Genomic DNA, 16,779 nt, shown 5'->3' on the forward strand with positions numbered 1-16,779 from the left:
GCACCATAACTTCCATTTGGGTGGGTCACCCACCCTCGTTGTGGCCGTCCAACTCCCGCCGCGTGTCCCTCTCCTTGTCGGCAGTCTTCTTCTCACGGTCGTTCTGGCAGCATACGGGCTGCGGCAGTACCAGCGTCGCGGCCATGAGTCCGCGCTGCTCGCCTTTATCGCGTTGATGATCGCCCTGAGTAGTTCGCTGCTCACGGAAACGTTTCTGCGGATCGTCACCGAACCGGGGTTGAAACTCCTCGGGTTCAACGCCCTCAACGCGATCGGCATCTGGCTATCCAGCTACTCGTTTTTGTGGTTTGCACTGGCGTATTCCAACACGACCCGGTGGCTGAATCGATGGCTTGCCGGACTCGCCCTCGCGATCCCGCTGGGGCTCACGATGGCCGTCATTGTTGCCCCCGAGTTTCTGTATGCTGCCAACGGGCTCGTTACCCAAGGCCCGATGACGGTTCTCGGCGTCACCTTCGGCGAGTGGGTCTCGCTTGACCGGACGCTCAAACAACCGTTTTTTGCCGTGGTGTTGGGTGTCTCCGCGATTGTCCTCAGTGCCATTGGTATTCTCGGCCGGTATCTGCTTCAGCACCGTGGTGACCTGTACACCGGCCAAGCGGTCGCGGTCGGCGTCGGGGCTGTCTCGCCACTGCTGGCTGTCGGACTGCTGGTCGCTGGGATCGTGCCACCGGAGTTGAGTGTCACCGGAGTTGCCTATGGGGTCACCGCGGTCGGCTTTGCCGTTGGCATCTTCCGCTACCGACTTTTGGACATTACTCCGATGGGCCGCCAGCAGCTTGTTGCCCAGCTGACTGATCCTGTCGTCATGTTTGATGCCGACGGTCGTGTCGTTGACTGCAATCCTGCCGCCAGAGCGTTAGTGAGCGCGCCGGCTGGGTGGCATGGGCTGTCCGTCGACGACTTTTTTGGATCGCTGAGCGATGATATCCAACGCATCCTCCGCGGGCCGTCCGATGGAGACGAACTCAGCGTTGCCGACGGCACCACGACCCGATACTTCGCCCCGGACGTTTCGACGATCGGTGCCGATCACAGCCCCCGTGGTCGGCTGCTCGTCCTTCGGGAGATCACCGCCCAAAAACACCGAGAGCGAGAGCTCAAACGCCAAAACGAGCGGCTTGATCAGTTTGCCAGCACCGTTTCTCACGACTTACAGAACCCGCTCAACGTTGCCTACGGCCATCTACAGCGCATCGAGGACGATATTGACGACGAACAGTTTGCGGCCATCACGCAGGCCCACGATCGGATGGAACGGCTCATCGACGACCTGCTCACCCTGGCACAGGTCGGCCAGACGATCGAGGACACCGACGAGGTTGACCTCGCGGATGCGGCGATAGCAGCGACGGGCCTCGTTGATCTCACCGACTGCGACGTTGCGATGGCGATCCCAGCCACAACGACCGTGATCGCCGACGACGATCGACTGGGAGAGCTGTTTGAGAACCTCTACCGAAACGCGGTCGAACATACCGACGGGGCAGTAACGCTGCGTGTTGGTGTCCTCCCCGAGTCGTCTGATACGTCACTCCACCAGACAGGATTTTTCGTCGAAGACACTGGGTGTGGGATTCCGGAGAGCGAGCGGGCGGACATCTTCGAGCATGGATACACGACGACCACCGATGGCACCGGGTTTGGTCTCTCGATCGTTGCGGACATCGTCGACGCACACGGCTGGGAGATCACTGTCACTGACAGCGCCGCGGGTGGCGCCCGCTTCGAGATCACGGGCGTCGAATTCGTCACTGACCAGCCCGTTAACGCCGAGGCGGCACCCTGAGTTCCACTCCCATTCGTTCGATTTCGCCCGCCACCAGCGGCACTGTGGGCTCTGTTGGCTGTCGCGCATTCCCGGCGAATCAGTGGTCGCTATGGCTTCACTCAGGTAAAATCGTCCAGCGATGACTGCCCATTCTGTTCTTCTTCTGTATCGGTCACAGCCTCGATTGCCACATCGGCTGTCGGCTGCGTTGCGCCGCCGCGTTGAGAGAGCGATGCGCGGCGGTTCACCTCTGGGTGTTGCAGCGCCTTTGTCGCCGCCGCTCGCACAGCCTCGATTTTCTCGATGATCGCCTCCCGTGCTGCTTCGTACTCAACGATCGGGTATGGATACGTCTCCCCGATCCGCACACCAACCTCGTCTTGGACGTGGAGCGGCGTTTTCTCCGGCTGATCCAGATACTCGACTGGCAGTGCATCGAGTTCCGGCACCCATTTTTTGATGAACTCGCCGTCGGGATCGTTGTCGCGCACCTGCTTTCGCGGATTGTATATCCGCAGCATGTTGGTGCCGTCGACGCCGGCCTGCAGTTGAAACTGGGTGTAGTTGATCGCCGGATCTGCGTCGAGTAGATGGTAATAAAAGAAATCAGCCCCGATCTTCCAGGGCTGCTGAAGCAAATCACACAAAAACGAGGCACACATCGCCCGCATCCGAAAGTTGAGCCATCCGGTTTGACGGAGACACCGCATTGCTGCATCAACCATCGGATACCCTGTCGTCCCCGTTTTCCACGCGTCGACGCGGTCGGGATCATGCGTCTCCTGATGAAAGTCCTCTAAGACGGGGTTTACCGCCTGCTCCATCCAGCCCGCCCAATCGGCGAGTTTTTGATTGTAGTGGCGATTCCAGTAGAGCCGGGATGTGAACATCTCGGTGGCCTGTCCACTTCCAGGTGCGTCGTCGACGGCTTGGTAGACCTGCCGCACCGAAAGACAGCCAAACCGCAGATATGGTGAGAGTTGACTGGTTCCGGTGCGCGCATCGGTCGGTGCTGAGATATTCCCTGGATACTCCGAGAGGCAGCAGTAAATTCGTTCAACACCTGAACTGCGTGTTCGGTTCCGCCGACCCGAGAGATTTGTTTTTCGGGCGAGATATCGTAGGAGTCCTCGACCCACGCCGGATCGATACCGGTGTCGACATCGTGAATCAGTATCTCCTTGCCATCGACCTCGTGGATCGGCGCGGTGAGGTACGACTCAACATGGTCGCTCCAGCCGTCTCGCGTGTCAGGGACGTCACGACGAAGCCCATCGGCGTCGACGAAGGTGATATCACACGCCTCGGCGACAGCGTTGTCTCGGCGAAGGCCGTATCTTCCGGTTGGGTCTGCGGTCGTGACGATGTGGGCCACGTGTGCATCGAGTTCCTCGAGCAGTTCGACCGGCTCGCCATGCAACATGGTGAGTCCACCGCCAAGCGACGCATACTGATCGGTCAGATCAGCGAGCGATTCCAGCATGAACTGAATCCGGGCGTCACAGGCCAACCCATCCGCGCCGTAGAACGCCGGATCAACGATAAAAACCGGGAGTATCGCCGCATGCTGCTCGGTGGCATACTCGATCGCGGGGTGGTCGTCTGTGCGTAAGTTGCGGCAGTGCCAAACGAGACAGACGTCATCGACACCATCCACCTGCTGTGACACCGCCGAAAGCTGCGCCGCGCTGGATGGTGCGTTCACACGTGTTCGTTGGGCACAGATGCTAATAAGCCGCGTGCCGACACCCGAAGCGATGAACCGCAATCCGGTATGTCGTTAGCTTTGGAGCCGTACCACTGTTTCATCCGCTCGCTCGCGTCGTTCGACCAACCCATCGTCGGCAAGGTCAGAAACCAACCCCTCAAGCCACTCACGGCCGGTGTCGCCGCCGTAATCGACACGGATCCGTGGCCCCAGTTTTGACAGCGGTAGTTCGTCGTACTCGCCAAGTGTCTCGATTACGCGTCCACGGAACTGCCGGCGACTCCCCTCAAAACTCGGCTGGGTCGGCACGTCTGGGGCGGTAAAATCACCCGTCTCGTAGGCGTGACACCACTCCCGCCATGGACAGCCCGCCGCATCACACCGCGGCGTCTTCTCGCAGGCGACCCCACCAAGTTCCATGATCGCATTGTTCCAAACCCGCGAGTCGCCTGCCGGCATGAGTTCGTCGGCGACGCCTTCGAACACGGTGTCGTCATCAGGCACGTCGAAGGCGCGATACAGCACGCGTTTGACGTTCGTGTCGACAACGGCGTTGCCAGTGTTGAACGCAAAGGACGCGACGGCGTTGGCGGTGTAGGGGCCGACACCCATCAGCTCCTGGAGCTCACCGGGTGTTTCCGGAAACGCGCCGTCGTATTCGGTGACGATCTGCGTTGCCGCCTCGTGGAGATATTTCGCGCGGTTGTTGTAGCCGAGGCTGTGGCTGCTCCAAAACGAGACCACCTCGCCTCGCGGTGCGTCGGCCAACGCTTCCACGGTCGGCCACCGATCGAGGAAGTCCTCCCATGCTGAAACCACACGACCCAGTTGGGTCTGTTGGCTCATGATCTCCGAGACGAGAATGGCGTAGGGATCGTCGGTTTCTCGCCACGGATACTCGCGGTGGTCGGCCTCGTACCACGCAATCAACCCTGATCGGACGGCAGCGAGGGTGTCTTCGCCCGGGAGCAACGCGGTCGCGCTGTCGTTGGCCTCGCTCATTGACCGCGTTCGGTGGTCGGCAGGCTTATGAATACTGTTCTCAGTGGCTGCAACTCACAGGCGGGGCTCACTGACCGAAATTATAATGAGGAAGGGGGTTGTATACTACAACTGCAGTGCTACCACCATGGCAGTGGGGTAGCGGGGTTCTGGGGGGTCAATGTCGCCTTCTCTTTATCTGACGACACCAGTACGTTGCCGATGCGAGTATAAATATTCATCGCGGCCAGAATCAATTCTAATAATTTGGTCTGACGTCGACGACCAGCGCAGCTCATCTCACTCTTCGATCAACAGTGTCCTCTCGGTACGGTATGTGTGACTTGACTCGTAGAAATCGAAGGACGGGAAGTCGGGGGAAACTTCCACACCTGTTCGGGGGTAGTCGCCTTGAATGACTCAAGGGACTACCTGAATGTGGGCGAGATACGTATAAATATCTCTCGCTCAATTTTTCAGCACTGATATTGGTGTGTCGTCCGCCTGTCATGGTACCTCTGCGGATCCCTCACTGTTGGTGCGTCGCCCCCGCCCGGTATATTGGGCTGCTGTGGCTAGCGCTCCGCTGCTGTGTGGCTTCAGTCGTGAGCCGGTATGCTTTTTTCGTCGCCTGTCGGCCACGTTGATATGGCCCTCCGTTCTGTCGTCCGCGATCACCCGTTGTGGCTGCTCGCCGGGATTGTCCTCTTGGCCGCGATCGGTTACGTCCTCAGCTCGTTTATCGGACTCGTCGTTGTCGGACTGTTCGTCTACTACGCCGCCCGCCCGGTGTACCGGCGGCTGGTCGACCGGATCGGCCATCCGACCGTTGCCGCCGGCCTCTCAATTATCGCCCTCGTGTTGCCGGCGTTCCTGCTGGTTGGCTACGCGCTGCTCATTGTCTCCCGCGAACTCCGACGGCTGACGAATATTCCTGCGTTCGATCCCAACAGCTCGGACTCGATCCCGGCACCTACAGCCGGCTCACTGACCCCTCGTTTCTGCTGTCGCCGGAAGGCCGCGAGCTGATTACCGGTGAGCTCTCCGGATCGATTCTCCAATCGGTTGTCTCGCTCGCCGAGACGGCGACAACGCTCGGCATTATCACAATCAATCTGCTTGCCGTCGTCGTCTTCGCCTTCTATCTGCTTCGGGACGATGACCGCCTTGCCGGGTGGATTCACACCAACTTCGACACCCGAGAAACGGTGTTCGAGGAGTTTTTGCAGGCTATTGATCGTGATCTGAGTAGCATCTTTTTCGGCAACATCCTCAATGCGATCATCACCGGCACCATCGCGGTCATTTCCTACTCGGTACTGAACGTCTTTGCACCGGCGGGCGCAGCCATTCCGGCAGCCGCCCTCGTCGGCTCGCTTGCGGGCGCGGCAAGTCTGATCCCGATTGTCGGCATGAAGATCATCTACGTCCCGGTCGGGCTCTACATGGCTGTCCGCGGGGTGGTGACCACCGGCGGCGAGAGCCTGTGGTTTGTGGTGCTCTTTGCGATCGTCTCGGTCATCGTCGTCGACTCGATCCCGGATTTTCTCCTCCGGCCCTACGTCTCCGGGAAGAACGTTCACATCGGCTCGCTCATGCTCGCCTACATTCTCGGGCCGCTGTTTTTCGGCTGGTACGGCCTGTTTTTGATGCCGGCCTTGCTGGTTGTGGTCGTCCAGTTTGCCGTTGTCGTCGTTCCCTCGCTTGATCTCGGATCATCGTCGACCCCCGACAGCCAGCCGCCGCTCCAGCGGTTCTCTGCGGCGGTCACCACCGAGGCAGACTCGGAGACGGCTGCGACGAGTTCCACACCCGCCGCTGACGACGGGTCGACGGACGCCGACGAATCCACAACTTCGGAGTCAGCCGCTGACGACGAATCCGCGACGGAGTCGTGAGCCGGAGGGCGCGGGGACAACCGGGCTGCTCCCCGAGTGATTGAACGCGTTAGTCGAGGTACTGGGCTTCCCACTCGGAACGGGCGTCGATCTCGCGGCTGCCGCGACGGGTGAGCGTATAGAAGTTTGTCCGCCGGTCGCGTTGGCCCTTCTCGACGAGCCCCTTGTCGACGAGGGTATCGAGGTTGGGGTAGAGCCGGCCGTGGTGGATCTCCTTTTCGTAGTACGATTCGAGTTCGTCCTTGATCGCCAGCCCGTGTGGCTCATCGAGGCCGGCGATCACGTACAGTAGATCACGCTGAAACCCTGTGAGGTCATACATCGTAATGTCCGTTCGATTGTTATTCTTTTGTTTAAATAAATATGTCGGCTCATCATCGCTCCAGCCGATAGAGTGGCCTATTACGGCTCCTCGCGCCGGATCATTCGTTGCGTGTTACGTGGCTTATCTGTCTTTTTGCTTTTGCGTCGTTGCATATGGCGGCCACTCTACCGAAAAAGCGGCTCCCGTCGGGCGAAATCTGGGACGGGCGACGATGCCACCACTGCTGGCTCCCGAATCCCTTTTTAGCTGCATCGGCAACGGTCGGTATGGAGATTCGCGGCCAGCGCGTCTGTCAAGCCTGTAATACCGAGTGGTCGTACTACGAGACCGGCAGCGTCGCCTGTCCAAACTGCGGCTCACTCCGCAGTGTCGGCCGCGATGAGGAACGCCAGCTCCACACCGACACACCCGCCGCGCTGCCGCTGGCAACGTTCAGCGGTCGGATCGCCGAGGAGTCGGTGGCGACCTACGCCGACGATCTCAAATCGATGCTCCGGGAGTACACCCGCAAACGCGGGTTCATCAACGGCGGTGAACTCCAACCGCTCGACGATCGCTATCTCACAGCCCGGACGTTGCTGCACACCGTCGATATCCTTGCTCGTCGCCAAGCTCCGACCCCCGACGCCGAATTATACCTTTTATCGCTATACGAAACGCTCGCTGACGATGCCGCCGCTGAAGCTGTCGACACCACCGTCGACGATACTGACAACGACACGACGGACACCGATATCGACGGCCCCGAACTGGCTGCCGCACAGGTGCCAAGCGATCTCCGGGCTGCGTGGGGGTTGGCTGTCGCCGACGCTGTGGCTGCCTACTGTAGCGATCTCCGAACGTGGCTTGATGCGACACCCGACGAGGCGGCAGCGACGACTCTCAGCCAACTCCGGGATCACGTCAACCGCCTCAATGCCCTCCAAGGCGATGTTGAGCCGGCGGTTGCGGCCGATCTCGTCGCAAGCGCCCGTGCTGTTGGTCGGTATCTCCGGACGGACGACGAGGCGGCGCTCACCGCCGCCCGCGATCGATTGACGCGGCTCTCGCAGGCATAATACCAAAGCCCCCTTCGCTCCTTGCGCTACCCATGTCCGAGCCGTTTGATATCCACGATCACCGCCACCAGATGAAACAACTCAGAGAGAGCAGCGACACCGGCCTGTACGACAACCGCGACGGTGTCTCCTGCCCGGTGTGTGCGGCGGCCTTTGATCGCTTATTCATCTTGCGCGGTCGAACCCAACAGTTTCCCGAAAACGACGGTGCGCGGTTCTGCCTACTGAACCAGGACGACGGCGTCTACCTCTTCCGACACTGACGAGGCTACGGCAACTCGATGTCGATGTCGTGTTGTTCGCTCGCGGCGGCCACCGTATTGTACAGCAACATCGCCCGCGTCATCGGACCAACGCCACCGGGAACGGGGGTGATCGCACCCGCGACGGCTTCCGCGCTCTCGTAGTCGACATCGCCGACGAGTTCGTACCCTTTCTCGGTGTCGGCATCGACGCGGTTGACGCCCACGTCGATGACGGTCGCGCCTTCCTTGAGCATCGAGCCATCGATGAACTCCGGGACGCCGGCGGCGGCGACGACGATATCTGCTGTCCTCGTTTTGGCTTCGAGATCGTCGGTACGGGAGTGACAGATCGTCGTCGTCGCATTGCCCTGCGGGGCTTTCTGGATGAACAGATTAGCAAGGGGTTTGCCGACGATATCCGAGCGGCCGACGACGACCGCGTCCGCGCCTTCGGTATCGACCTCGTAGGCTTCCAGGAGCTTCTGGACACCGTGGGGGGTACAGGGTTTGAATCGCGCGTCGCCGGCGACAAGTCGACCGACGTTTTCGGGGTGGAAGCCATCAACGTCCTTTGCGGGGTCGATCGCTCGGATGACCGCGCGTTTGTCGACGTGGTCGGGCACCGGCAACTGCACCAAGATCCCGTGCACCTCGGGGTCGTCGTTGAGACGGTCGATGGTTTCGAACAATTCCTCGGCTGGTGCGTCGGGATCGATCTCGACGTGGATCCCGTTGATGCCGACCTCCTCGCAGTCCTGTTGTTTCATCGAGACGTAGGTCTCGCTGGCGGGGTCGTCGCTCATCAGGACAGTCGCCAACCCGGGGGTGACGCCGCTGTCCTGCAGTGTGTCGACACAGTCGGTAATCTCGGCGCGGATGTCGCTGGCGACAGCGTTGCCGTCGATAATCTCGGTCATTACGCGGATGAGGGTGGGGGATCGGCAAAAGGATTCGGAACCGGCACCTCTCGGCTGTCGCGTTGTCTCCGTGCGCCGAAGCCTCTGTTGTGGCTGCTGTTGGCGATCGTGCCGGCCTCCTCAGGCTGGCTGTGTGTCGCCGTGGGTTTCGAGGGTATCCCTGACCAACGGGAGCCGCGCCCCGGTTTCGGCGGCGATCTCGGCGTACGTTTGGGTCGGGTTCGCTGTCGCCTGCTCGATGATCTCCTGTTGGAGGGCGGACAGCGATTCATCCCCCGCAGCCGTGTCATCTGTCGCCGTCGACGCTGCGGTTGCTGTGTCGTCGATGTCGTGGGCCTCAAGGGTATCTCTGACCAGCGGCAGCCGGGCCCCGACCGTCTCAGCGATCTCAGCGTAGGTGTCTTCGGGTGCGTCGGCGGCCGCTGCAAGGATCGCCTGCTGTGTCTCCGAGAGCGCATCGTGATCGCCGGCGGCTTCGGTATCTGCTGTTGCTGTCGCCGCGGTGTCGTGGTTGTCGGGGAGGGTTGCGGTCTCCTCGTAGGCGTCGCGGATATCCCGAACCAACCCAACATGGCTGTCGACGCGTACAGCGATCTCCTTGTTGGTCGCCTCCGGGTTCCGCAGTGCCGCCTCAAGGACGGCCTGCTCCGTCTCGTTGAATGAGGCTGAATCAGTCGGTTTTGCGCCGCCGGCCTGTCGTCTCGCCGCTGTCTCGGGGCCGTGGGCGGCGATCGTATCCCGCACAAGCGGGAGTCGCGTGCCGGTTTGGTCGGCGATTTCCCTGTTGGTCAACGCCGGGTTCTCCCTGGCGGTCTCAAGAATCTGCTCTTGGGCCGTCGAGAGCAGTTCTTGGTTGAACTCCATTGCCGACCCACTTGCTTCGTCGGCTGTCGTCGGTTCGTCGTCGGGTAGTGTCGCTACCGCCTCATAGGCATCGCGGATATCTCGCACCAGCCCAACGTGGGTGCCGACACGGGTGGCGATCTCCCGGTTTGTCGAGTCAGGATTCCGCAACGCTGCTTCGAGGACGGCCTGTTCGGTGGCATTGAACGACGCCGAGTCGGTTGGTTTGCTGCCGGTTGTCGACCCATCAGCCTGGTCGTCGATGGCGTCGCCGTGAGCCGCCAGCGTATCACGGACGGTTGCGACGATGTGTCCGGTTTCGGCGGCGATCTCAGCGGTCGTTAGCTCCGGTCGTGCTGCGGCGACCTCGAGGATTCGCTCTTGGCCTGGCGATATCGACTCAGTTGCGGGATTGTCATCACTCATTGTTCGATTCTCTGCCTATCACGTAGGATCGGCGTGGCTCTTGGCACGCCCCACTCGTGGTCGCTTGTCGATACATACACATACTCACTCATAACTACACGTTTAATACTGTATTTTTTGTCAGTTGACAGGAATAAAACTGGTCAAAGTAAATATTGTATGGGGAATATGAGAAAAGTTTGTAATAAGTGGGATATTACTGTAGTGTACCACCACTTATTACCTGAAACGTATCTGATCTTGGGGTATTCGGTACTGTCGCCGATGGGCGATTGTATCGATGGCAATGACATCTCCTACGCGTTATGTTTAAGACCCTGCCTGTCGTACTACCGTCTGTCCATCTGGTGTCTCGGTTCTCAGTGCTGAACATGGTGAACCTTCTCTCAGACACCAGGTGGGCGGTTCAACTGAAACGCTCCTAAGAGCGTTGCTGATGTCACTGTGCTGTTGTGTCTGTTGTCTCGTAGTGATGACTCCCGCGAATCCCGGGTGCCTGTTCTGCCAACCCTCTGGTTCTGGTGCGACCGCGTTGCCGATCGTTGTTCCGACTCCTATACATCAGTTATGATAATTTAACGCACAGCTTTATCACTAAAATTCTCCTTGGTGCTGATACAGCCTGCGAACCTGTCTAACTGACATCGGATTGCAGGCTTCAACACTGAGAACCGAGACACCAATCTCGCTTACCGTTGTTCTGTTGTCGATTTTCTGTTGGTCGCTGCCCCGGTAGCATTGCCGACCTGCGACCACTGACAGGGCGTACAGTTTTATCACTCCCGGCTGTTGGGCATCGTATGATCGGTGAGTCAGCGAACCCGGCGGCGACACAGGAGGTTGTCGTCCTTACGGGTGTTGTCGTTATCGTCATCATCGTCGCCGTCATCGGCTTTCTCTGGATGCTCTCCCGATGAGCGAGCGGGGCGGCCACTGGGAGCGGCTGCCGGGTCGTGAGTAGGCCCACCATGGCTGTGTGTGAGGCCGTCTCCAAGTATAACTAAATACCGTGGGCTTCGTACTCTTGGATATGCCTGCGGGGACTGATACCACTGCCCACGATCTGGTCGCCTGCGAGAAGTGCGGCCAGCAGGGTTCCCCCGAGGAGATGGTCGACCACTACATCGTTCCATTGGCGTTCGATGGCCGCGACGACCCCGACAACATCGCAACGCTTTGTACTCATTGCGCGCGATATGCGCCCGACGACTTCCTCGACCCTGAGGAGTACGAACCGGTCTTCGAGGATTACGTCGCTACCGATACACGCCCCGAGGTCGATTTCGCGTACTTTGGGGTGATTGCCACCGAGAAGCAGCCACCGCCTACCGCGACGCGGCAGGAGGAATCAACGGCGAGCCAGATGCCGACGAACTGGTCGAAAGCATCGATCCTATCGTCAACACCGTCCAGAGCCTCCCGGCGACTGAGGACGAACACAATCCGGCGTACTACTGGATCCTGTATGCTCGGTTCGCGGAGTACGGTCGGGTCACCGAGGCTGACCCGCTCACCGAGAAGTACATCGACGGCGAGCTCGACAGACTGATTGGTGTGGCTCCAGATTGGCGATTTCGAACGGCTGGACGCGGCGATAATTTGACAAAAGCTAATTATGACTGCAGCCAAATGATACAGTATGCATCGAACACTCTTTGTGACGCTGGTGGTCGTCGTCGCACTCGTTGCTGGCGTCACCGGCTCGGTTAGTGCCCAGTCAAATCCACCGATTACCTGTGGTGGCGAGACAGGTGAAATCCAGATTGATCAGGTCGTTGCTGTGTACAACGACAACACCGACGCCGTCCCGTCAATGGTGGGTTCGGTTGCGGCATCCAATACCACCGAACTACAGGTCGAGAACGCTGCCCAGGAGTATTACACCCTACAGGCTGACGGCTCCTTAGCGATCACGTCAGTCGAACTCGGCGAGGCCGAGAACCCGAACGTGATCGTCAAGACCGACCGCCAGACGGCCTGTTCGCTCTACACGGCTGCGGATCCGGTCGCAGAGTTCAACCAGGCCTACGATAGCGGCGAGATCACGATCGAAGGCGCGGGGACGATCGACAAGGCAAAAGTGTTTATCGCCAAGCAGGCGATGAACCTCGCTGGTATGTTCGGCGCGGCTGCCTGATCGGTACACGGTCGAACCGCTCGGTGGTCAGACGGACAGTTCGTTGTTCGCTTGGATGACCTCAAGTGACTCGGCGTCGATGGTGTCGACATCGAGCCAGTTGGGGACGTACTCCCGTTTCTCGAAGGTTTCGCGTTCGTCTTCGGTGCCGATCGTACACCACAGCTGTACCTCATCGGGGCCGTGCCAGTCGCCCTGTCGCTGGATCGCAAAACAGATCTGCTCGCGCCCATCGTAGTCGATGATCGCGCCCTTGCGGATTCCGGGGTCGCCGGTGACGATGAGATGTTGCATACCTGGGCTTCGACTGGCTGGCTGTTAATGGCTTCGATGCGGGTGATCCGGCCACCCCGGCGTCGCCCGCGCCTCGCTGGGAGGATCGTCATCTTTAGGTCTCGTCTGGTGAAGAAGGGGTATGGATCGCTTGCAGCAGTCGCTTCTCGACGCACCGATCATCGAAAAGGGCGACTACGAGTATTTCGTCCATCCGATCAGCGACGGGGTACCAATGCTGCGCCCCGAGCTGCTGCGGGAGATTGTCATCCGAATTATTCGGAAGGCCGAGATCGAAAACGTCGACAAGATCGTCACGCCGGCGGCGATGGGCATCCACATCTCGACGGCCGTCTCGCTGATGACCGATATCCCGCTGGTCGTCATCCGAAAACGCTCCTACGGGCTTGACGGTGAGGTGTCGCTGTCGAAACAGACCGGCTACTCCGAATCGGAGATGTATATCAACGACGTCGAGCCTGGCGACCGCGTGCTCGTCCTCGACGACGTGCTCTCGACGGGCGGGACGATGGCGGCGATCCTTGATGCACTCACCGAGATCGGCACGGAGATCGCCGATGTGGTCGCGGTGATCAAGAAGGCCGGCCCGAACGAGCTTGATGAGACCGACTACCACGTCAAGACGCTGATCAACGTGACCGTCGAGGACGGCGAGGTCGAGATCATCGACGCGATGGGCGACGACTGAGCCGGCGTCGAGACCACCGACGGCACGGCGGCTGTTTCGCAACCCTTATTTCCGCAATCACGCAACGACGAAGTAGCCACGGACGGCGTGCCGGAGTAGCTCAGCCTGGCAGAGCGAATCCTTCGTAAGGATTAGGCCGAGGGTTCAATTCCCTCCTCCGGCTTGAGGTAGCATGTTGGTTGGTCGTATCGCTCTATCTTACTATCGCGATCGACACCCACACCTGCAGAATTAAACCCGCCGACACGCTACGACTACAAACCACCCACATGGTGAGACACGAATCGCTCTCGATACTCGTTGTCGACGACAGTGAGTTCTTTGCCACCCTGGTCGCCGAGACGCTCAGCGAGGAACACGGGATGGCAACGACCGCTGTCACCGATCCTCGGGAGGCGGTGTCGATCGCCGCCGAGGGCACGGTCGACTGTATCGTGAGCGACTACCAGATGCCGGATCTCACCGGCTTGGAGCTGTATGATGCCATTGTCGACAAGACTGACGTACCCTTTATTTTGGTCACCAGCGAGGGCGATGAAACAGTCGCCAGCCGCGCGATCCGCAAGGGCGTCGACGAGTACATCCTCAAACAGGATATCAACGAGGCTGACGCGCTCAAACTGCTGGCCAACCGGATCGACAACGTCGTCGATCGACACCGCACCCAGCAGAAATACGAACGCCTCGTCGCCAACGCCCCCGACGAGATCAGCCAGGTACGACTCGATGGGACGATCTTGGCCGCAAATGAGACGATGGCGCGGGCGTTCAACACCACCACCGACGAGCTTGTTGGCCAGCAATTGTCCTCGATTCTGCCCGAGGATGTTGCCGAAAACCGCCGCACACAGGGTCAACGAGCGATTACCGCCGGCAGCGTTGTGACGTTTCAGGACAGCATCGGCCTCCGGCATTTTCACAACATCGTGGTTCCGCTGGAGACCGGCAGCGAGGAGGATTCGGTACAGATCGTCACCCGTGAGATCACCCTCCAGAAACACAACGAAGAGGAACTCCGCCGCAAAAAAGAGGAACTCACCTTCATCAACCGGATCGTCAGCCACGACATCAAAAACGATGTCAACGTCATCTCCGGGTGGGCAGGCGTCCTCCCGGATCACACCGATCCAGCGGCCATCGAGATGGTCGAGCGGATCAGAGAAACAAGTGACCATATCGCAGAACTCGCCCAGATCGCCAAGGACTTCGTCGACTCGATCGAGGGAACGACCACCGTTGACCTCGAAGCGATCGACCTTGGCGCAATCGTCGACACTGAGGTGAGCAAGCTTCGCTCAAAACACGACGACGTAACGATCACCGTCGGCGACGAGATCGACGCCGTCGTTCGAGCGAACGAACTGCTGTCGTCGGTGGTCGGCAACCTCCTCACGAATGCCATCCGGCACAACGATACCGACGCCCCTGCGATCGAGATCACTGCCGACCGGACAGCCACGACGATCGTCCTCCGGATCGCCGACAACGGGCCGGGGATTCCTGACAGCGAGAAGGAGGCTGTATTCGAGAAGGGTCGCAAGGGCGCCGAAAGCCCGGGCTCGGGGATCGGGCTCTATCTCGTCTCGAAACTGGTCGACCAGTACAACGGCGAAATCTGGGTTGAAGACGCCGAGCCAACCGGGGCGGTGTTTGCTGTCGAACTCCAGATCTACGATCCGGATATCGACTGACCCACCGGCGGCCGCCACACCATCTCAAAAGAGGCTATCGGTCGTTACAGCCCCAACAACGCTAAACACAGCCGCGATGCTGATCGCTCGGACGGTGACTGCTGCGCGGGCCGCCGGTTCAAGATCGCTCAGGAACACAGCCGGTGCGGTAATCGCGATGGCAAGCGCGCCGACAGAGCCGAAGGCAACGAGTAACACCGAGATGAAGCGGATCGGGACGCCGGCGATCGCTGCCTCGCGTCGTGGATCACGATCGTTGTCCGCGCCGTAGAGACCGCCGTAGCCGATCGCCATCACGGCACCGATGAGGACGATGCTGTGCAGGGGCGTCATATTGCGAGCGAGCGACCACACTTCCTCGGTGACGACGAATGGCCCGGCCAGCAGAAACCCGCCGACGATCTGTTGGGCGGTGTCGGCGAGTTTGTGTTTTCGTCGTTCGTTCATACCCACCCTTTCGCATGCTGGATGGAAGAGCTACCGGCTGGCGGCTCAGCGGTGCTGCCCTTGTGAAGTGCTGTCTGGTGGGCTGCTGTTTCTCACGCCGAACTCGATTTATCGGAGCTGTTTCGTCAGAAAGATCGAGTGATCGTGCACAATCGTTATATAGCTGGCGACAAAGCGTGTGGTATGGCAACAGCTACCAATACCGTCGAGCCCAACCGCTGTCCGTTCTGTGAGCGACCCATCGGCTCCGCTGGCGCCGGCTTCATGGAACACATCGAGTCACACCCTGAGTGCAACGAGGCCTTCGAGCTATGGCGTGAGCGTGTCGACGGCGATATGCCGGGTGGCTGGGCCGGCTGATCGGTGGCAGTCGGGACAGCCACAGGGTGCGACAGCGACCAGCGGGCAGTGCCCCGGAATGGGTAGCAAGGGTTTTTCCTATCGGTCTCTTAGGTGGTGACAGATGAATCAGTACGCAGTCGGTCGCCGGTTTGGAGGACAGCGATGAGAGGGAACGACCAGCAGGCCTACGACCGCGGCACGTCACTGTTTTCGCCGGACGGTCGGATCTATCAGGTTGAGTACGCCCGCGAAGCCGTCTCTCGTGGCGCGCCAAGCGTCGGCATCCGAACAGCCGACGGCGTCGTGCTGGCTGCCCAGAGCCGCGCGGGCTCCTCGCTGATGGAATCCGAGAGTATCGAAAAGCTGCATAAAATCGACGACCACGTCGGTGCGGCTTCCGCGGGCCACGTTGCCGATGCCCGTCAGCTGATCGACTTCGCCCGCCAGCAGGGCCAGGTCAGCCAGCTTCGCTACGGCGAGCCGATCGATGTCGAAGCGCTCACCAAGCGACTCACCGATCACATTCAGGAAAACACCCAGCGCGGCGGCACTCGCCCGTACGGGGCAGCCCTGCTCATCGGCGGGATCGACAACGGCGAGCCCCGGCTGTTCGCGGCCGATCCCTCGGGAACCCCCAACGAGTGGAAGGCGACGGTCATCGGCGGTTCCGGTGCTGACATCCAAGAGTTCCTCGAAGAGGAATGGGACGACGAGATCAGCCACGACGACGGCCTCGCGCTTGCGGTACGCGCGCTCCGCGTTGCGACTGATGAACTCGGCCCGAAGGAAGTCAGCATCTCCACTCTCTCTGCGGATGAGGGGTACCGCTCGCTGAGCGTCGACGAGATCGAGGAGGTCTTCGACGACGCTGACATCGACCTCGACGCCGACGAAGACGACGAGTAAGCCAGCGGATCGCGCGGCCCCATCGACGCCGCTGAATATTTGGTTGAACCGACGGATTTTCTATTCAGTGTGCTGTTCTGC

At 60.1% G+C, this 16,779-nt stretch carries 19 protein-coding genes and 1 tRNA gene; 12 read left to right on the plus strand and 8 right to left on the minus strand.

What is annotated here, in order from left to right; translation table 11 throughout:
* The first annotated feature begins 40 nt into the window (after positions 1–40).
* On the plus strand, positions 41–1,810 hold the full coding sequence (locus ACFQJB_RS02280) for a histidine kinase N-terminal 7TM domain-containing protein (protein ID WP_379723472.1): 1,770 nt from the start codon (positions 41–43) through the stop codon (positions 1,808–1,810).
* 101 nt (positions 1,811–1,911) lie between these two features.
* Here the strand turns inward: ACFQJB_RS02280 and ACFQJB_RS02285 are convergent, their stop codons facing one another.
* The 3 genes from ACFQJB_RS02285 to ACFQJB_RS02295 all read right to left on the minus strand — a co-directional run bounded on the left by ACFQJB_RS02285 (position 1,912) and on the right by ACFQJB_RS02295 (position 4,502).
* On the minus strand, positions 1,912–2,682 hold the full coding sequence (locus ACFQJB_RS02285; protein WP_379723475.1) for an FAD-binding domain-containing protein: 771 nt from the start codon (positions 2,680–2,682) through the stop codon (positions 1,912–1,914).
* Positions 2,601–3,497 carry a deoxyribodipyrimidine photo-lyase gene (locus ACFQJB_RS02290; protein ID WP_379723478.1) on the minus strand — a complete coding sequence of 299 codons (897 nt, stop codon included), beginning with the start codon at positions 3,495–3,497 and terminating at the stop codon, positions 2,601–2,603. Before ACFQJB_RS02290 ends, ACFQJB_RS02285 begins: the two co-directional genes overlap by 82 nt.
* A 75-nt stretch (positions 3,498–3,572) precedes the next feature.
* Entirely contained in the window at positions 3,573–4,502 is a 930-nt protein-coding gene (locus tag ACFQJB_RS02295) for an A/G-specific adenine glycosylase (protein ID WP_379723481.1), read from the minus strand.
* 627 nt (positions 4,503–5,129) lie between these two features.
* On the opposite strand from ACFQJB_RS02295, the gene ACFQJB_RS02300 reads away from it, so the two are divergent.
* Together ACFQJB_RS02300 and ACFQJB_RS02305 are read left to right on the plus strand one after the other, a co-directional pair.
* Positions 5,130–5,510 carry an AI-2E family transporter gene (locus ACFQJB_RS02300; RefSeq protein WP_379728055.1) on the plus strand — a complete coding sequence of 127 codons (381 nt, stop codon included), beginning with the start codon at positions 5,130–5,132 and terminating at the stop codon, positions 5,508–5,510.
* Positions 5,510–6,379, plus strand: a complete 870-nt coding sequence (locus ACFQJB_RS02305; RefSeq protein ID WP_379727930.1) for an AI-2E family transporter — start codon at positions 5,510–5,512, stop codon at positions 6,377–6,379. Before ACFQJB_RS02300 ends, ACFQJB_RS02305 begins: the two co-directional genes overlap by 1 nt.
* Positions 6,380–6,428: 49 nt before the next feature.
* Here ACFQJB_RS02305 and ACFQJB_RS02310 read toward each other — a convergent pair whose 3' ends face one another.
* Positions 6,429–6,701: a helix-turn-helix transcriptional regulator gene (locus ACFQJB_RS02310; protein ID WP_379723484.1), complete on the minus strand. Its 273-nt coding sequence runs from the start codon at positions 6,699–6,701 to the stop codon at positions 6,429–6,431.
* Positions 6,702–6,970: 269 nt separating this feature from the next.
* Between ACFQJB_RS02310 and ACFQJB_RS02315 the strand changes: the two genes are divergently transcribed.
* Both ACFQJB_RS02315 and ACFQJB_RS02320 read left to right on the plus strand, forming a co-directional pair.
* Positions 6,971–7,762 carry a DUF7117 family protein gene (locus ACFQJB_RS02315; protein WP_379723487.1) on the plus strand — a complete coding sequence of 264 codons (792 nt, stop codon included), beginning with the start codon at positions 6,971–6,973 and terminating at the stop codon, positions 7,760–7,762.
* 32 nt (positions 7,763–7,794) lie between these two features.
* Positions 7,795–8,025: a DUF7385 family protein gene (locus ACFQJB_RS02320; RefSeq protein ID WP_120102593.1), complete on the plus strand. Its 231-nt coding sequence runs from the start codon at positions 7,795–7,797 to the stop codon at positions 8,023–8,025.
* A 5-nt stretch (positions 8,026–8,030) separates the two neighbouring features.
* Here the strand turns inward: ACFQJB_RS02320 and ACFQJB_RS02325 are convergent, their stop codons facing one another.
* A complete protein-coding gene (locus ACFQJB_RS02325; RefSeq protein WP_379723490.1) occupies positions 8,031–8,924 on the minus strand; it encodes a bifunctional methylenetetrahydrofolate dehydrogenase/methenyltetrahydrofolate cyclohydrolase in 894 nt (297 codons plus the stop codon).
* Between the two features lie 120 nt (positions 8,925–9,044).
* Positions 9,045–10,193 carry a hypothetical protein gene (locus tag ACFQJB_RS02330; protein WP_379723493.1) on the minus strand — a complete coding sequence of 383 codons (1,149 nt, stop codon included), beginning with the start codon at positions 10,191–10,193 and terminating at the stop codon, positions 9,045–9,047.
* 1,030 nt (positions 10,194–11,223) lie between these two features.
* On the opposite strand from ACFQJB_RS02330, the gene ACFQJB_RS02335 reads away from it, so the two are divergent.
* Together ACFQJB_RS02335 and ACFQJB_RS02340 are read left to right on the plus strand one after the other, a co-directional pair.
* A complete protein-coding gene (locus tag ACFQJB_RS02335) occupies positions 11,224–11,742 on the plus strand; it encodes an HNH endonuclease (protein WP_379723495.1) in 519 nt (172 codons plus the stop codon).
* 90 nt (positions 11,743–11,832) lie between these two features.
* Positions 11,833–12,330: a hypothetical protein gene (locus ACFQJB_RS02340; protein ID WP_379723498.1), complete on the plus strand. Its 498-nt coding sequence runs from the start codon at positions 11,833–11,835 to the stop codon at positions 12,328–12,330.
* Positions 12,331–12,357: 27 nt separating this feature from the next.
* Here the strand turns inward: ACFQJB_RS02340 and ACFQJB_RS02345 are convergent, their stop codons facing one another.
* Complete coding sequence (locus ACFQJB_RS02345) at positions 12,358–12,624, minus strand: HAH_0734 family protein (protein WP_120102587.1); 267 nt, start codon at positions 12,622–12,624, stop codon at positions 12,358–12,360.
* A 121-nt stretch (positions 12,625–12,745) separates the two neighbouring features.
* On the opposite strand from ACFQJB_RS02345, the gene hpt reads away from it, so the two are divergent.
* The 3 genes from hpt (at position 12,746) to ACFQJB_RS02360 (ending at position 15,003) form a co-directional block, all read left to right on the plus strand.
* Positions 12,746–13,312 (plus strand): hypoxanthine/guanine phosphoribosyltransferase, encoded by a 567-nt coding sequence (gene hpt / locus ACFQJB_RS02350; protein WP_120102586.1) that lies wholly within the window; start codon positions 12,746–12,748, stop codon positions 13,310–13,312.
* An 89-nt stretch (positions 13,313–13,401) separates the two neighbouring features.
* Positions 13,402–13,475, plus strand: a tRNA-Thr gene (locus ACFQJB_RS02355).
* Positions 13,476–13,581: 106 nt separating this feature from the next.
* Positions 13,582–15,003, plus strand: a complete 1,422-nt coding sequence (locus ACFQJB_RS02360) for a sensor histidine kinase (RefSeq protein WP_379723503.1) — start codon at positions 13,582–13,584, stop codon at positions 15,001–15,003.
* 24 nt (positions 15,004–15,027) lie between these two features.
* Here ACFQJB_RS02360 and ACFQJB_RS02365 read toward each other — a convergent pair whose 3' ends face one another.
* Positions 15,028–15,450 carry a DUF2391 family protein gene (locus tag ACFQJB_RS02365; RefSeq protein ID WP_120102584.1) on the minus strand — a complete coding sequence of 141 codons (423 nt, stop codon included), beginning with the start codon at positions 15,448–15,450 and terminating at the stop codon, positions 15,028–15,030.
* 183 nt (positions 15,451–15,633) lie between these two features.
* Between ACFQJB_RS02365 and ACFQJB_RS02370 the strand changes: the two genes are divergently transcribed.
* Together ACFQJB_RS02370 and psmA are read left to right on the plus strand one after the other, a co-directional pair.
* Complete coding sequence (locus ACFQJB_RS02370; protein WP_379723506.1) at positions 15,634–15,810, plus strand: DUF7501 family protein; 177 nt, start codon at positions 15,634–15,636, stop codon at positions 15,808–15,810.
* Between the two features lie 144 nt (positions 15,811–15,954).
* A complete protein-coding gene (psmA, locus tag ACFQJB_RS02375; RefSeq protein WP_379723509.1) occupies positions 15,955–16,698 on the plus strand; it encodes an archaeal proteasome endopeptidase complex subunit alpha in 744 nt (247 codons plus the stop codon).
* Positions 16,699–16,779 lie beyond the last annotated feature (81 nt).

The sequence above is a fragment of the Halonotius sp. GCM10025705 genome (genome assembly GCF_042662885.1).
In the GTDB taxonomy this organism is placed as follows: domain Archaea; phylum Halobacteriota; class Halobacteria; order Halobacteriales; family Haloferacaceae; genus Halonotius; species Halonotius aquaticus.

Coding starts and splice junctions, on each gene's coding strand:
- ACFQJB_RS02365 (WP_120102584.1), bottom strand. CDS start 15,450: ATGAACGAACGACGAAAACACAAACTCGCCGACACCGCCCAACAGATC.
- ACFQJB_RS02370 (WP_379723506.1), top strand. CDS start 15,634: ATGGCAACAGCTACCAATACCGTCGAGCCCAACCGCTGTCCGTTCTGT.
- psmA (WP_379723509.1), top strand. CDS start 15,955: ATGAGAGGGAACGACCAGCAGGCCTACGACCGCGGCACGTCACTGTTT.
- ACFQJB_RS02360 (WP_379723503.1), top strand. CDS start 13,582: ATGGTGAGACACGAATCGCTCTCGATACTCGTTGTCGACGACAGTGAG.
- ACFQJB_RS02315 (WP_379723487.1), top strand. CDS start 6,971: ATGGAGATTCGCGGCCAGCGCGTCTGTCAAGCCTGTAATACCGAGTGG.
- ACFQJB_RS02330 (WP_379723493.1), bottom strand. CDS start 10,193: ATGAGTGATGACAATCCCGCAACTGAGTCGATATCGCCAGGCCAAGAG.
- ACFQJB_RS02340 (WP_379723498.1), top strand. CDS start 11,833: ATGCATCGAACACTCTTTGTGACGCTGGTGGTCGTCGTCGCACTCGTT.
- ACFQJB_RS02320 (WP_120102593.1), top strand. CDS start 7,795: ATGTCCGAGCCGTTTGATATCCACGATCACCGCCACCAGATGAAACAA.
- ACFQJB_RS02345 (WP_120102587.1), bottom strand. CDS start 12,624: ATGCAACATCTCATCGTCACCGGCGACCCCGGAATCCGCAAGGGCGCG.
- ACFQJB_RS02310 (WP_379723484.1), bottom strand. CDS start 6,701: ATGTATGACCTCACAGGGTTTCAGCGTGATCTACTGTACGTGATCGCC.
- ACFQJB_RS02325 (WP_379723490.1), bottom strand. CDS start 8,924: ATGACCGAGATTATCGACGGCAACGCTGTCGCCAGCGACATCCGCGCC.
- ACFQJB_RS02295 (WP_379723481.1), bottom strand. CDS start 4,502: ATGAGCGAGGCCAACGACAGCGCGACCGCGTTGCTCCCGGGCGAAGAC.
- ACFQJB_RS02335 (WP_379723495.1), top strand. CDS start 11,224: ATGCCTGCGGGGACTGATACCACTGCCCACGATCTGGTCGCCTGCGAG.
- hpt (WP_120102586.1), top strand. CDS start 12,746: ATGGATCGCTTGCAGCAGTCGCTTCTCGACGCACCGATCATCGAAAAG.
- ACFQJB_RS02300 (WP_379728055.1), top strand. CDS start 5,130: ATGGCCCTCCGTTCTGTCGTCCGCGATCACCCGTTGTGGCTGCTCGCC.
- ACFQJB_RS02285 (WP_379723475.1), bottom strand. CDS start 2,682: ATGTTCACATCCCGGCTCTACTGGAATCGCCACTACAATCAAAAACTC.